We start from the raw sequence: 14,496 nt of genomic DNA on the forward strand, positions 1-14,496 counted from the left end.
TTTCAAGTCGACAATAAGGTCGGCGGCTCGGAAAATGCGGCCACAAAAAAGGAGAGGACGCCATGCTCGTGATGTTCGTCGGCACCGATCGCACCCAGACCGCGATCAACCCCGCGCAGGTCACCTTCGTTTCCTCGGTCAGCGACGGCACCCGCATCCGCTTCGGCGAAGGGCGCAGCGTTACCGTGACCGAACCGATCGATGCCGTGCTCGACAGCCTGAACCAGGCGCTACGTCCGCACGAATAGAGTTTCCCATCCCCGTTCGGTTCGAGCCTGTCGAAAAGCCTGCGCGAATCGAACGGACGTCACTCCGCCAGCTTCTTGCCCAGCGCGGACTCCGCCCGCTGCGCATAGGCGCGGCAGGCGCGGGGGTCGAGGAACGGGTTGGGCGTGCGCGTCTTGTGCAGCCGCGCCAGCCTGTCGGCCTGGTCGTCGGCCGGGTGGGACGGGATCAGCAGGTCGCAGCGCATCGCCTTCACCCGCGCGAAGCTGGTGCGAAACGCGTCGACGAACGGCCGGTGCGCCGGATCGGCAAAGCGCCAGCCATCGGGCGCGATCGGATTGAGGCTGGAACCGAAGACGATCGTCCGGCAATCCTTCCCCTCGCAACTTTTCCAGCTCCAGCTAATGCTGCCCAGCGTATGGCCCGGCGTGGCATGGGCGGTGACGGCGGTATCGCCCAGCCGGATCACTTCCCCATCGCGCGCGGCGCGCACCTTCGCGACGCCGGGAAAGCGATCCAGCCAGGCCGCCTGCGGATCGTCTGGGTCGCCGCCGCCCGTCCGCAGCACCGCCGCGCCGGCCGCGCTGGCGATCACGGTCGCGCCGCTGTCCCGCGCCAGCCCGGCGATGCCGCCGGCATGGTCATAATGCGGCTCGGTGGAGAGGATCAGCTTCACCTGTTTGATCGACAGGCCGAGCTGGCGGAGATTCGCCGCAATCTCTGGCACCCCTTCCGGAACGCCGCCATCGATCAGGATCAGCCCCGCGCTGGTGCGGATCATCGCGACGTTCAGGTCGCCGAACCCGACCAGATAGGTCGATCCGTAGAGCCGGGCGGGCGATTGCGGTTCCATCCATTTGGCATGATCGGGCGCGATCGGCGGCGATGCGCCGCCGCCGGGCTTGCCCGCACCCATGGTCGCCATCCCAGCCAGGCTAATAGCCAATGCCGCCGTTTTCCGCATGATCCTGCCTCCATTGCTTCGTGAAGGCGAAGCTGCCCTGTCGGGCGGCCGCCCGCAAAGCAGCATTTCTCGACAGAGCCATGAGCCAGGCTTATGGCTCTTGCCCCATGGACCGCGCCCAATTGCCCCTGAACGCCCTGCGCGCCTTCGAGGCGTCGGCGCGTCATCTCAATTTTACCAAAGCCGCCATCGAACTGTGCGTCAGCCAGGGTGCGGTCAGCCAGCAGGTGGCAGGGCTGGAGGCGCGACTGGGCGCGCCGCTGTTCCGCCGCCTGCCCCGCGGCCTGATGCTGACCGACGAAGGCCGCGCGCTGTTGCCGGTCATGGGCGATGCGCTGGACCGAATCGGCGCGACGCTGGACCGGATCGAGGGCGGCCGCCCGCGCGAGACATTGAATGTCGGCGTAGTCGGCACCTTCGCGGCCGGTTGGCTGCTGGATCGGCTGGCGGATTTCGAGCGGGCCTGTCCCCATATCGATCTGCGCATCATGACCAACAACAACCGCGTCGATCTGGCGGGGGAGGGGCTGGACCTCGCCATCCGCTTCGGCGACGGCGCCTGGCATGGCACCCATGCCGACCCGATCCTGCGCGCGCCGCTCGCCCCGCTCTGCACGCCCGAGGTCGCGGCGCGTCTGCCCGATCCGGCCGCGCTCGCGCGCGAAACCCTGCTGCGCTCCTACCGCGCCGACGAATGGCCGCGCTGGTTCGCGGCGGCCGGCGCCCTCTGTCCGCCGCTGCGCGGGCCGCTGTTCGACAGTTCGATCCTGATGGTGCAGGCGGCGCTGCGTGGCCTGGGCGTCGCCTTGGCCCCGCCCGCCCTGTTTCACGCCGATCTGCACGCGGGCCGCCTGGTCCAGCCCTTCGCCACGGCGGTCGATCTGGGCGGCTACTGGCTCACCCGCCTGATGTCGCGCCCCGACAGTCCGGCGATGGCCGATTTCCGCACATGGCTCATTGCCGCTGCCGGGGGGTGACAGGCGCACGGCAATCCAGAATAAAGCCCGTTCACCCTGAGCCTGTCGAAGGGTTTTCTTCTTTCATGTCGCGAAGAGGGAAGAATGGGGCCTCGACAGGCTCAGCCCGAACGGACGGGGCTGGTTCGGTTCTGTTACGTCCGCGCAATGTTGCCACGATCCGTGAATTATAATCACGAATAAGTGTATTGCGTTCCTCAGCTCACGAAAAGCGCAAAACCGCCACAACTGTCCAACTTGCTGTCTCGGTCATGCCGGATAGGCGATCGCCATCACCTCATATTCCTTCTCCCCCGCCGGCAGCAGCACGCGGCGCAGGTCGCCCACCGCCGCCCCGCGCAGCGCGCGCGATATGGGCGATCCCCAGCCGATCCGGCCCGCGTCCACATCCGTCTCGTCATTGCCGACGATGGTGACGGTGCGGTGATTGTCGTCCTCGTCCGCGATGGTGACGGTCGCGCCGAAATAGACCCGGCCCTTGTCGGGCTGCTGGCGGGCATCGACGACCTTGGCGTCCTTCATCTTTTTCGACAGGCGCTTGAGCTGGAAGTCGATCTCCCGCATCCGCTTGCGGCCATAGAGATAGTCGCCATTCTCGCTGCGATCGCCATTGCCCGCGGCCCAACTCACCACCTCGACGATGCGCGGCCGTTCGGTGCCTAGCAAATGGTCATATTCGGCGCGCAGCTTCGCGAAGCCTTCGGGGGAGATGTAATTGGGATAGGGGGTAGTCATGGCGTCACCCTACTGCCCATTCCCATCTTCGTCATCCCGCGCCTGACCCGGGATCCCGCTTTCTTCTCGACGTCGAAGAAGCGGGATGACGCAGCCTGTAAGACTACCCCTAACCCGGCGTCTGCTTGCCCAGATAGCGGCTCAGCACCGCATTGGTCCCCCGGAACTTCGCCCGCTCCGGGTTCATCGCCTCATAGACCACGGCATTTTCCAGCACGCGCTGCACATAGTTGCGCGTCTCGAAAATCGGGATCTGCTCGATCCAGCGCAGCATGTCCGCGCCCGGCATCCGTGGGTCGCCATTGGCGCGAACCCATTTGTTCACATTGCCCGGCCCGGCATTATAGGCCGCCACCGCCAGCGGGTAGCTGCCGCCATAATAGTCCAGCATCCGCTGGAAATAGGACGATCCGAGCATGATATTGTAGCTCGGCTCGTTGAGCGATCCGGGATTGTAGCTCATGCCCAGCTTGCCCGCCTGCTCGCGCGCGGTGCCGGGCATCAGCTGCATCAGGCCGCGCGCGCCGGCATGGCTGACGATCTGCTTGTCGAACTGGCTTTCCTGCCGGGCGATGGCATGGACCATGGTCCAGTTATATTGCGCTTCGGACGGCACCGGAACGCGGGGGAAGGCGCTCTGGCCATAACCGGTCAGCCCGCTCGACACGGCGCGGCGGCCGACCATCACGCCCATGTCCGGGCGGCCGATCTTCTGCGCCAGTTCGGCCGCCAGATAATGGTCGGTATCGCTGTCGGCATTGTTGGCGATGGCGCGGGCGAATTTGCTCTGGTCTTCCCAATAACCCATCTGGCCCAGCGCCTGCACCGCGCGCACCACCGTCCGATTGTCGAACGCGGCGCGTTCGGCTTGGGAAATCGGCACCGGCCGCTCGACCGTGGCGGGGGCGGGGATCGGGCGGCCCAGCCGCTCCAGCGCCAGTTGCCCGTAAAACTGGTCGGGATAGACGCCCGCCTGGGCAAAATAGCTGTTGGCGGTAGCCGCATCGCCGGACTGGAGCGCGGCGCGGCCGGCCCAATAATAGCCTTTGGACTTGGTCTGGGGCGACTTGGCCGCATCGGCATAGCGGCGGAACATCGTCACCGCGTCGGTCGGGCGATTGAGGTTGTAGAAGGCGGTGCTGCCCGCCAGCCAGGCCAGGCTGGTATAGTCGTCGCGCACGCCGATCGGCTGGGTGCTGATGTCGGTGCCCGGCGCGACTGCATCGTCGATCTTGCTGGCGATGCCGTAGGCGAAGCTCCACTGGCTGTCATTGGATGCGGCGCGCGCCTGATCCAGCAGGATTTCGTAAAATTTCTCGGCGTTGCTGGGGCGGTAGGCGACGGCGCTCCGGTTCGCCAGATATTGCCGCGCCGCGACCCAGTTGCCGCTGTCGCGCAGCCAGATCGCCTTGTCGGCGACGAAGCCCGCATCGCTCGCGCCCGTGGCCTCGGCCGCCTGCATCAGCATCGCCGCATCGGGCGCCTTGCGCCGGAAGGCGATACGCGCCTGGAATACCGGCCGCCGGGCGGGGCTGACATAGGCGATCATCCGCGCCGCGCCGTTGCTGTCATTGGCCCACAGCAGCGCGTCGGTGCGCAGATCATGGTCCGCGGGCGTCAGGCTGGAGCCGAACAGCGACAGCAGCCGCGCCTCGTCGGTGGGGCTGAGCGATCCGCCGATCCAGGCGTTGCGGGCGGCGATTCGCGCCTCGTCCATCCGGCCGAGCTGCATCAGCGCCACGGCGTTGCGGGCATGGCCGGTTGCGGTTCGTGCCGGGAAGCGCGCGAAGAATCCCGCTACCTGACTGGGATCGAAACTGTCGGGATTGATTCCCGTCTCCGCCAGCCGCCGCATCCGGTCCTCGCCCGGCCAGCCGGGATTGGCGACGATGAAGCTGGCATAGGTGGAAAAGCCGAGGGCGTCGCTCTGCTGCAAGGCGCGCCACTGGCTGATCGTGCCGGCGATGCTGCCGTCCTGCGCTACGCCGATCCGGCTTTGCGCCTGTTGCCAGGGGCTGGGGCCGTTATTCTGCGCAGGCAGCGGCTGGACGACCGGACCGCGCGCCGTGGGATATTCGGGCGGTACGGGCTGGACCATCTCGGTCTGGGCGCCGGCGCCGGCGGTCATGAGCAACAGGGCAATGATGGGCATGCGGATCAGATAACTTTCGACATGGGTGGTGGCGCGCATGCTGGACATTATCGCAATTGCATCCTTATCAGGCCCTGAATGACGCGCTATAGCGCGCGGCTCGATCGATCATGCCCCGGCTGCCCGGAGATTTGAAGGAGTTTAATCATGTTTTCGGGCTCGATTCCGGCTCTGGTGACCCCATTTCGCGATGGGCTGGTCGATGAGGCGGCGTTTCGCGCGCTGGTGGACTGGCAGATAGAGGAAGGATCGAGCGCGCTCGTCCCCTGCGGCACCACCGGCGAAAGCGCGACGATGACGGTCGAGGAGCATAATCGCGTCATCGCCATCTGCGTCGATCAGGCCGCGGGGCGGGTGCCGGTGATCGCCGGCTGCGGCTCCAACGACACCCGGATCGCGCTCGAACATATGTATGCCGCGCAAGGGGCGGGGGCGAACGCGGCGCTGGTCGTCGCGCCCTATTATAACAAGCCCAATCAGGATGGCGTCTATCAGCATTTCGCTTATCTGGCCGAACGCTGCGACCTGCCGATAGTGCTCTATAATGTGCCCGGCCGCACCATCACCGACATCGGCGTGCCGGTAATGTATCGCCTGGCCGAGGAATATCAGTCGATCGTGGGGATCAAGGATGCCACCGGGAATCTGGGGCGTGTCACCGCCCAGCGTCTGGCATGCGGTCCCGACTTCTGCCAGCTTTCGGGCAATGACGAAACGGCGCTGGGCTTCAACGCGATGGGCGGCAGGGGGTGCATCAGCGTCACCGCCAATGTCGCGCCGCGCCTGTGCGCCGATTTCCAGGCGGCCTGTGCGCGCCATGACTGGGATGGCGCCTTGGCGTTGCAGGATCGTCTCTATCCCCTGCACGATGCCCTGTTCAGCGATTCTTCACCCGGTCCGGTTAAATATGCGCTTACGCGCGTTCGCGCCGACATGCCCAGCGACGTCCGCCTGCCGATCACCTGGCCGTCGGAATCGAGCCGGGCCGCGGTCGATCGCGCGCTGGAAATCGCCGGGCTGGTGTAACGACGCGATCGACACCATATCCTGCCCATTCCGGGCGCAGGCATGGAATAGGAGAGGGGCGCGGGGCGTATAGTCGCCATCCTGGCCCGACACGAATGGAAGCATAGACAAGACCATGGCCCGCCCCCGTCCCGCAACCTTCGACAAGAAGAAGATCGTCGCCGAAAACCGGCGCGCGCGCTTCGACTATTTCATCGAGGACGTATTCGAGGCCGGCATCGCCCTGCAAGGCACGGAGGTGAAGGCGTTGCGCGGGGGCGAGGGCAATATCGCCGAAAGCTATGCCGAGGTGAAGGGCAACCAGGTGTTTCTGGTGAATAGCAACATCCCCGAATATAGCCATGGCAACCGCGAGAATCACGAGCCCAAGCGGCCGCGCAAGCTGTTGCTGCACGAGCGCGAGATCGAGAAGATGCACAGCGCCGTGTCGCGCAAGGGCATGACTTTGGTGCCGCTGATGATCTATTTCAACAGCACCGGCCGCGCCAAGATCGAGTTGGCGCTGGCCAAGGGCAAGCAGAATCACGACAAGCGCGAGACGATCAAGGACCGCGACTGGAAGCGCGACCAGCAGCGCATCATGCGGGACAAAGGCTGATGAGCCGCCTGACCCGCTGGTGGCACGCCAATTGCCCGACCCGCGAATCGCTTGAACAGAGCCGCGTCCTAGCCCCCGTCGCCCATCGCGTGTTGGAACCCTCGCTCTGGCGCTTCACTCGCCGGTCGGTGCCGCGTGGCGTGGCGCTGGGCCTGTTCGTTGGCATCTTCCTGCTGATCCCCGGCGTGCAGATCGCCGGCGCGGCGTTGCTGGCGCTGCCGTTCCGCGCCAATATCCCGGTCGCCGCCGCGATGACCTTCCTCTCCAATCCCGCCACCACACCGCTGATCCTGATGGCGTCGGTCTGGCTGGGCAACTGGATGCTGGGGCGCAGCGCCGATGCGACCGGCTTCATGGCTTTGGTCGATGGCCATGCATCGGTCAGCCAATGGACCACATGGCTCCTGTCCGAAGCGGCGCCCGCGATGCTGCTCGGCCTCTTCCTGATCTCGCTCGCCAGCGCCGTCATCGGCTATGTCATCGCCGACTGGTTCTGGCGCCGCCGCATGGGGCGGAAATGGCAGGCGCGCAAATTGAGGATTGGCAAGGTCCATCAAAGCGGCGCATTGGAGAAGGCCGCCGGCGTCTGATCGGCGGAACATTCAGGTCCAGTTTCGTATCAGAGGTGTCGGGTTGAAAAGAGGTGAAGAGGCCTGGCTGATGCAGCCGCGCTCGCGCTTGGCGCTGCCGCTGCTGATCCTCGCCGCCCTGGCCTCCGCCGCGCTCGTCCTCTACGCGGTGGGCAGTTGGCCGCTCGCCGCCGGTTTCGCCGCGACGATCCTGACCGCAGCAGCGCTGCTGACCTGGTATCAGCATCTCTATCCGCCCCAGATTTCGGACCGGGAGGCTACGCCCGACTGGACCGTGGCCCGCGCCGCGGCCGATGCGTCGAGCATGGCGATCGCCGTCACCGATCGGGGCGGACGGCTGGTCTGCGCCAGCGACCTGTTCGGCGAATGGTTTCCCGGCTACCCGACCCCGCCCGCTGTCACTGCCGACGCGGCGCTCAACGACGCCCTCTCCGCCGCCGCCCGCGCCGCCTGGCGTGACGGCGATGCCAGGCATGAGGGCGTGGCGCAGGGCGCGCTGCGCCTCGACGTCGATGTCGCCCGCACCGGCCGGTCGGAAGATTATCTGCTCTGGCGCTTCTCGCCGGTGCGGCAGCCCAGCGCGCTGGACGACGTCAACCGCTTCCTCACCGGGGAAGCGGGCCGCCAGCTCGGCGAAGCAGGCATCATGGCGGTGCTGATCGGCGGGGAGGGGCGCATCCGCGCCGCCAATGGCGCCTTCCTGCTGCGCGCCGCCGGGCGGATCGACGCCAATATCGTCGGGCGCGACTTCGCCGCCCATATGCGGGTAGACGACAAGGGACGGCTGTTCCTGGCGCGCGAGGAGCAGGGCGGCCTGCCGCTGCGCCTGCTCCAGGTGCCCTTGAAGCGCGCCGCCCAGCCCAACGGATCGCAAGCGTCGATGCAGGATGGGCCGATGCTCCTCCTGCTAATCGACGAACCGGCGGGCGGCGGCGGCACCTCTGCTCTCTCCTATATCGAAACCCTCCTCTCGCTGCTGCCCTTCGGCCTCGCCATGGCCGACCGGGACGGGCGCGTCCTGTTCGTCAACAACGCCTTCGCGCGGGTCGCGGGCCTCAAGTCCGGCGACAAGCCCAGCTATCCCGGCGACCTCGTCGTGCGGGAGGATCAGGCGGCAGTGGCCGACGCGGTGCGCCGTTTCGCCGTCGGCCCGCAAATGTCCGGCGACATCGCGGTGCGGATGCGCGACACGCCCGACGATCCGATCGCGCTCAGTCTGGCCGGCGTGCGGGGCCTGGGCGAAGCGGCGGTGCTGCTCAGCCTCAAGGACAATAGCGAGGAATCCAAGCTCAAGCGCCAGGTCGCGCAGGCGACCAAGATGCAGGCGATCGGCCAGCTCGCCGGCGGCGTCGCGCATGATTTCAACAATATCCTGACCGCGATCATCGGCCATTGCGACCTGATGCTGATGCGCCATACCCCCGGCGACAGCGATTATGACGATATCCAGCAGGTCAAGTCGAACAGCAATCGCGCCGCAGGCCTCACCCGCCAGCTGCTCGCCTTCTCCCGCCAGCAGACCTTGCGCCCGCAGATATTGCAACTGCCCGACATCGTCGCCGACGTTTCCAACCTGCTCAAGCGCCTGCTCGGCGAAAATGTGAAGCTGGACGTGACCCACGGTCGTAATCTGGGCGCGATCCGCGCCGATCCGGGCCAGTTGGAGCAGGTGATCGTCAACCTGGCGGTCAACGCCCGCGACGCCATGCCCGAAGGCGGCACCGTCAATATCCAGACCTACGCCGTCCCCGCGATCAAGGTGCGCGAAATGCGCCAGCAGATATTGCCGGTGGGCGATTATACCGCGCTGCGCGTGTCGGACACCGGGCTCGGCATCCCGCCGGACATCCTCGCGAAGATTTTCGAACCCTTTTTCACCACCAAGGAACTGGGCAAGGGCACGGGTCTTGGCCTCTCCACCGTCTACGGCATCGTCAAACAGTCGGGCGGCTATATCTTCGCCGAATCCGAACTGGGCCGCGGCGCCAGCTTCGTCATCTACCTGCCGGTCTATGCCGGCGCCGACGCCGAACAGCCGGCCCCGGTGAAGGCGCCTGCGCCCCGGCCCGAAACCTGGGGCACCGGCACCGTGCTGCTGGTGGAGGATGAGGATATGGTCCGCGCCGTCGCCGAACGGGCGCTGACGCGGCAGGGCTATAAGGTGCTGACCGCCAATGACGGCGAACAGGGTCTGGAGGTGCTGAACGGCCCGGAGAAGATCGACCTGCTCATCTCCGACGTCGTCATGCCCAATATGGACGGCCCCGCGATGGTCGCCCAGGCCCGCCGCGCCTATCCCGACCTGCCGGTGCTGTTCATGTCGGGCTATGCCGAGGAACAGCTGCGCAAATCGATCGACATCGCCCATGTCGCCTTCCTGCCCAAGCCCTTCTCGGTCAGCCAGCTGGCGGAGGCCGCGCGCGACGCGCTGGCGATGCGGCCGACGGCCAAGTGATCGAGGGACTGACGACGCGACCTCTGGATCAGTCGCCGGAAACGTCGCCGTCATCGTCCTTCCGCTTCGCAGCCACGCGGCGCGATCGTGTTGCCTGGATCAGCTTTTCGATCTCGAACAATAAAGCCCGGCCCTCATCGGTCTTTCCGTTGTCATCGTTGGGGTCGTCGGCGAAAAGGGCCTTCGCCTGCGCGGCGAGTGCGATCAGTTGCGCATAGCGCTCTTCGCCGAGTTTCTTGCGCACTTTCCCGAACCCCTCGGTCAGCGCATGAAATTCGGTGTCGATGTTTTGATCGTGGAAAACCCCGGTTGCGTCGATAAAGGTGGGGGCACCTAAGATCATAGATCCCAGCATATCATAAATTTCGCTAAGTGAATCTGGAATATAGGGATTGGTTTTACGATAAGAACTAACAAAATATTCAATCATTTTTTTGTCTCCGGTCGTGTTATAACATAGCTACTATTTAATCCGACCTGACGATGGCGAATGATAATAACATGACTGGGCTTGAAATCTGTATTGAAAAAACATCTTACTTGTGCATTTTTCAAGGTTTTTGCGTTAAAGTCACATCATAGGCAATGTCTCCGATGCGTGCATCCGGCAACCGGAAGGTCAGTTCGCTTCCTGAAGTGTCATTTTCTCTTCTATTTACGCGTACGGGCCCTTTTCCGGCCGATTCAATACCATACCGACTGAACTGCTTGCGCAGATCGAACCGTACTCTTCGATCAATGAAATTGCCGAGAGCTTCCCGTTCTGACAGTCGAATGGTTAATTTACCAGCGCGTAGCAACTTGATGCCATCTGCATAAGCCCTATCGACTCGTTGCTGTATGAATCGCAAAATCTCTACTTGCAGCGGCCTCACTTCTTGTCTCATGCGCAGAAAGGCTACGGCCCGATCAAAGCGGAGTGTGTTCAACTGGTTGATCTGGCCTTCCAAGGTCTGCGGGAAACCCAGGCTATCGAAACGATATTCAGGATCGAGAGCCCGGACCTGATTGATCAACTGATTTGACCAGTCCCGCGTCATTTGGGCGGTCAATTCTTGTGCTGGGCCGGTGATATCGAGAAGAGTGTCGGCCAACGCTATGATTGCGCCTCCCGGCCGACCCTCAAGATTGGGAACCGCCTGCTGCAACGTCATGGGATCGTGGAAGGCGCTGGCATTGCTGCCGCGCGAGGCTCTGGGAGCGCGAGATGCTGCTATTATGGAAGCGCTATGCTCGCCCGGCCGATACAGGGCATCCTGCAATGTCGCCTGACGTCCGGCCGCATTGCTGACCGTCAAGCCTTTCTCCGTCGATGCAGTATTCGTCAATGCTGAACGCGCGTTTCGCAGGCGTGTTGCCGCCCATGCGAGACGATCACCCTATTGAGCGAACGTGGCCCGCCCGGTGCGAAGGTAAATTGTCCGTTCCGTGGATCGTGATAGGGGTTGAACTTCAGTTCAACGTCATCGCGCTGTGCAGCAATCGGCCAGCGGCCCGTTCGCAACCAGGTGGAAAATCCGAGCCGATAGGTCTCCGATTCCATCTCCATTGCCTCACCCCGACTTGTTATCGCGTTGAGAACATATCAGCAACATTTTCCAACAAGTCAAGCATGACCGGCTTTGTCGATGGAGCGACGATTTTGGAAGCCATTTGCATAGCGCCGGACATTGGGCGGCTCTGGGTGAAAAGGACAATCTCGGTCAAGGTGAATATGCTGGGCAAGTCGGCGGTGATCGGTTAGCGAGTCGGCTGGATTAGCGAGGATCGCACAGCATGTCGGACGCCAAAAGCATATTGATCGTCGAGGATGAAGCGATGATCGGCATGATGTTGGAGGATTATCTCGACGCTTTGGGTTACCGGCTCCACGCCGTGGCCGCATCGGTCGACGAAGCCTGCGCCCATGCGCGCGAGGGCGGGTTCGACGCGGCGCTGGTCGACTGCAATCTCCAGGGCGAAAAAAGCTGGCCCGTGGCCGATATCCTGGCCGAACGGGGCGTGCCTTTCATCTTCGCGACCGGCGGCATGGCCGACGACCTGCCATCGGGCCATGCCGATCGGCCGACGCTCGCCAAGCCCTTCACCATCGGCGCGGTCGAGCGCGCCCTGGGCAAGATATTGGCCGAGTGAAGGCCTTTCGAGAGCGGGATAGGAAATTTCCGTTCCCCTCTTGTTCTTGAAGAACAAACAGGATACATCATCGTCCAGCCCACGGAACCTTTGCGTTCCGCTTGACAGAGGACTGGCCGATGACCGCAATGCTCTCCCTCATCGATTCCAAGAAGAACGGGACAATGGACAGACAGAAAGCATTGGACGCGGCGCTCGCGCAGATCGACCGCGCCTTCGGCAAGGGCTCGGCTATGAAGCTGGGCAGCCGCGAGAAGCTGGAGATCGAGGCGATTTCGACCGGCTCGCTCGGCCTCGACATCGCGCTCGGTATCGGCGGCCTGCCCAAGGGGCGCATCATCGAGATTTACGGCCCGGAAAGCTCGGGCAAGACCACGCTGGCGCTCCACGCCATCGCCGAAGCGCAGAAGGCGGGCGGCACCGCGGCCTTTGTGGATGCGGAACATGCGCTCGATCCGGGCTATGCCAAGAAACTGGGCGTCGATATCGACGAACTGATCGTGTCGCAGCCGGATACCGGCGAACAGGCGCTGGAAATCGTCGATACGCTGGTGCGCTCCAATGCGATCGACATATTGGTGATCGACTCCGTCGCGGCGCTGGTTCCCCGTGCGGAAATCGAGGGCGAGATGGGCGACAGCCATGTCGGCCTGCAGGCGCGCCTCATGTCCCAGGCGCTGCGCAAGCTCACCGGCTCGATCTCGCGGTCCAAATGCATGGTGATCTTCATCAACCAGGTGCGCATGAAGATCGGCGTGATGTATGGTAACCCGGAAACCACGACCGGCGGCAATGCGCTCAAATTCTACGCGTCGGTCCGCCTCGACATCCGTCGCACCGGCCAGATCAAGGATCGCGACGATATCGTCGGCAACGCGACCCGCGTGAAGGTGGTCAAGAACAAGGTCGCCCCGCCCTTCAAGCAGGTCGAATTCGACATCATGTATGGCGAAGGCATCTCGAAGATTGGCGAAATTCTCGACCTCGGCGTCAAGGCCGGGATCGTTGAGAAGTCGGGCGCCTGGTTTTCCTACGACTCGATCCGCATCGGTCAGGGACGTGAAAATTCCAAGACTTTTCTCAAGGAACATCCCGAATTGGCGGACAAGCTGGAAAAGGCGATCCGCGGGAAGACCGAAGAAGTCGCAGAAAAGATGATCACCGGACCCGATGCGGAGGATGATGGCGAATAAGCCCTGAAACAGCCCCCGGCCGGATCAGCCGGGGGGCGGTTCATCGGCTCTCGCCCGCCTTGCGCATCACGCTCTGAAAAGGCCCGTCGCGTCCCCGCGCGACGGGCCTTTTACCGTGTACCGAACGTAGGAAGGGCGGGCGCCGACTTTCCGACAGGATCGGGGTAGCGTAGCGAAAGAACAGGATAGGCGGGAAATATGCGTAGTTGAGCCGGCAAAACGCCCGCGATCGTCCGCCGCGGACCCTCCGATCCCTTCGTGCAGTCGCTGTCTGCATTCTTGCCGTTTCTGATCGCCTGATGTCCTGCCACAGGCCGATCGATATTCGGACGATGACGCGCGGAACATGCTGGTTTTCGTGACCCGGAGTCCTGCATATTAAACTTATCTGGGCAGCGGCGGCGCGGGAAATCGCCTTGCAGGCTGTCCGGGCTGAATATCGATCGGCCTTCGTCCGCGTCACCGCAGACCCGGCGGAACATAAAGCGTGGGCAGGCTTTTCAGCCCATGCCCGCCACCATACAGACCCACCAAGCCCGCCTCCTTCCGGCCATCCATCCGGCCGCCGCCTATGACCCCTTGCTAAGCCCTTGCAGCCTCCCGATGCTGGGTCAGGCGCGCCGATTCGACCCGTCCCCTCTCACACTGGAACCCATCCCATGCGCGTCGCCATCGAAGCGATCCTCGACTATGACTTCGCCGAACCGACCGACGTGCTGCTGGCGGTCGAGGCGGCGGCGCTGCCCGACCAGCGGGTCGTCACCCAGTCGCATATCATCGACAATGCCGGGCCGTTGACCAACAAGGTGGGCGGCAGCGGCATCGGCCGCCGCACCTGGACCCGCACCGGCACCGGCCGGATGCTCAGCACCTACCGCGCCACCGTGGATGTCGATCGGGCGCCGGTCGATATCGCCAGCCTCGCGAAAAGCCCGCTGCCCAGCCTGCCCGAAGAGGTGCTGCCGTTCATCTGGCCCAGCCGCTATTGCGAGGCCGATCGGTTCGGCAGCTTCGTCAGCAGCCATTTCCCGGACCTACAGGGCGGCGCGCTGGTGCAGGCTTTGGTCGACTGGGTGCATGACAATCTCGTCTATGTGCCGGGCAGTTCCGACATCACGACCACCGCGGCCGATACCTTCGTCGCGCAACAGGGCGTCTGCCGCGACTTCGCCCATCTCACCGCTGCGTTGATCCGATCGCGCGACATTCCCGCGCGGCTCGTGTCGGTCTATGCGCTCGGCCTCGACCCGCCGGACTTCCACGCGGTGGTGGAAGTCTGGCTCGACGGCGCCTGGCACATCGTCGATTCGACGGGCCTTGCGCCGGTCGAGACGATGGTGCGCATCGCCGTCGGCCGCGACGCCACCGACATCGCCTTCATGACCGTCTTTGGCGGCGCGATGATGAACGCGCAGTCGATCACCGTGACGGCAGCATAGACCGTCCGC

16 protein-coding genes are annotated in these 14,496 nt (G+C 64.1%); 10 read left to right on the plus strand and 6 right to left on the minus strand.

Going from position 1 to position 14,496, the window contains the following annotated elements; translation table 11 throughout:
- Positions 1 to 62: 62 nt before the first annotated feature.
- Positions 63 to 248: a hypothetical protein gene (locus ABT375_RS14140; protein WP_224550343.1), complete on the plus strand. Its 186-nt coding sequence runs from the start codon at positions 63 to 65 to the stop codon at positions 246 to 248.
- A 59-nt stretch (positions 249 to 307) separates the two neighbouring features.
- On the opposite strand, the gene bla is transcribed toward ABT375_RS14140, so the two are convergent.
- Complete coding sequence (gene bla, locus ABT375_RS14145) at positions 308 to 1,189, minus strand: subclass B3 metallo-beta-lactamase (protein ID WP_416463025.1); 882 nt, start codon at positions 1,187 to 1,189, stop codon at positions 308 to 310.
- A gap of 107 nt (positions 1,190 to 1,296) precedes the next feature.
- Between bla and ABT375_RS14150 the strand changes: the two genes are divergently transcribed.
- Positions 1,297 to 2,166 (plus strand): LysR family transcriptional regulator, encoded by an 870-nt coding sequence (locus ABT375_RS14150; RefSeq protein ID WP_416463026.1) that lies wholly within the window; start codon positions 1,297 to 1,299, stop codon positions 2,164 to 2,166.
- Between the two features lie 249 nt (positions 2,167 to 2,415).
- Here ABT375_RS14150 and greB read toward each other — a convergent pair whose 3' ends face one another.
- Together greB and ABT375_RS14160 are read right to left on the minus strand one after the other, a co-directional pair.
- Entirely contained in the window at positions 2,416 to 2,901 is a 486-nt protein-coding gene (gene greB, locus ABT375_RS14155) for a transcription elongation factor GreB (protein WP_224550340.1), read from the minus strand.
- A gap of 109 nt (positions 2,902 to 3,010) precedes the next feature.
- Positions 3,011 to 5,053 (minus strand): transglycosylase SLT domain-containing protein, encoded by a 2,043-nt coding sequence (locus ABT375_RS14160; protein ID WP_416464909.1) that lies wholly within the window; start codon positions 5,051 to 5,053, stop codon positions 3,011 to 3,013.
- Positions 5,054 to 5,200: 147 nt separating this feature from the next.
- Here ABT375_RS14160 and dapA point away from each other — a divergent pair, with 147 nt between their 5' ends.
- From dapA to ABT375_RS14180, 4 genes are all read left to right on the plus strand, one after another.
- A complete protein-coding gene (gene dapA / locus ABT375_RS14165; RefSeq protein WP_416463027.1) occupies positions 5,201 to 6,079 on the plus strand; it encodes a 4-hydroxy-tetrahydrodipicolinate synthase in 879 nt (292 codons plus the stop codon).
- Between the two features lie 115 nt (positions 6,080 to 6,194).
- A complete protein-coding gene (smpB, locus tag ABT375_RS14170; protein ID WP_066599515.1) occupies positions 6,195 to 6,677 on the plus strand; it encodes an SsrA-binding protein SmpB in 483 nt (160 codons plus the stop codon).
- A complete protein-coding gene (locus tag ABT375_RS14175; RefSeq protein WP_411974036.1) occupies positions 6,677 to 7,267 on the plus strand; it encodes a DUF2062 domain-containing protein in 591 nt (196 codons plus the stop codon). The genes smpB and ABT375_RS14175 overlap by 1 nt, the downstream gene beginning before the upstream one ends.
- Before the next feature lie 70 nt (positions 7,268 to 7,337).
- Entirely contained in the window at positions 7,338 to 9,722 is a 2,385-nt protein-coding gene (locus ABT375_RS14180) for an ATP-binding protein (protein ID WP_416463028.1), read from the plus strand.
- A gap of 28 nt (positions 9,723 to 9,750) precedes the next feature.
- Here ABT375_RS14180 and ABT375_RS14185 read toward each other — a convergent pair whose 3' ends face one another.
- The 3 genes from ABT375_RS14185 to ABT375_RS14195 all read right to left on the minus strand — a co-directional run bounded on the left by ABT375_RS14185 (position 9,751) and on the right by ABT375_RS14195 (position 11,271).
- Positions 9,751 to 10,152, minus strand: a complete 402-nt coding sequence (locus ABT375_RS14185) for a hypothetical protein (protein WP_416463029.1) — start codon at positions 10,150 to 10,152, stop codon at positions 9,751 to 9,753.
- Between the two features lie 121 nt (positions 10,153 to 10,273).
- Positions 10,274 to 11,020: a hypothetical protein gene (locus tag ABT375_RS14190; protein ID WP_416463030.1), complete on the minus strand. Its 747-nt coding sequence runs from the start codon at positions 11,018 to 11,020 to the stop codon at positions 10,274 to 10,276.
- Positions 11,021 to 11,046: 26 nt separating this feature from the next.
- Positions 11,047 to 11,271 (minus strand): hypothetical protein, encoded by a 225-nt coding sequence (locus ABT375_RS14195; RefSeq protein WP_416463031.1) that lies wholly within the window; start codon positions 11,269 to 11,271, stop codon positions 11,047 to 11,049.
- 63 nt (positions 11,272 to 11,334) lie between these two features.
- On the opposite strand from ABT375_RS14195, the gene ABT375_RS14200 reads away from it, so the two are divergent.
- From ABT375_RS14200 to ABT375_RS14215, 4 genes are all read left to right on the plus strand, one after another.
- Complete coding sequence (locus ABT375_RS14200) at positions 11,335 to 11,466, plus strand: hypothetical protein (RefSeq protein ID WP_416463032.1); 132 nt, start codon at positions 11,335 to 11,337, stop codon at positions 11,464 to 11,466.
- A gap of 32 nt (positions 11,467 to 11,498) precedes the next feature.
- On the plus strand, positions 11,499 to 11,855 hold the full coding sequence (locus tag ABT375_RS14205) for a response regulator (protein WP_224547782.1): 357 nt from the start codon (positions 11,499 to 11,501) through the stop codon (positions 11,853 to 11,855).
- A gap of 119 nt (positions 11,856 to 11,974) precedes the next feature.
- Positions 11,975 to 13,048: a recombinase RecA gene (gene recA / locus ABT375_RS14210; protein ID WP_088182345.1), complete on the plus strand. Its 1,074-nt coding sequence runs from the start codon at positions 11,975 to 11,977 to the stop codon at positions 13,046 to 13,048.
- 659 nt (positions 13,049 to 13,707) lie between these two features.
- Entirely contained in the window at positions 13,708 to 14,487 is a 780-nt protein-coding gene (locus ABT375_RS14215) for a transglutaminase-like domain-containing protein (protein ID WP_224547785.1), read from the plus strand.
- Positions 14,488 to 14,496: the final 9 nt, after the last annotated feature.

The organism is Sphingomonas sp. VDB2, assembly GCF_047946695.1.
Taxonomy (GTDB): Bacteria; Pseudomonadota; Alphaproteobacteria; order Sphingomonadales; family Sphingomonadaceae; genus Sphingobium; species Sphingobium bisphenolicum.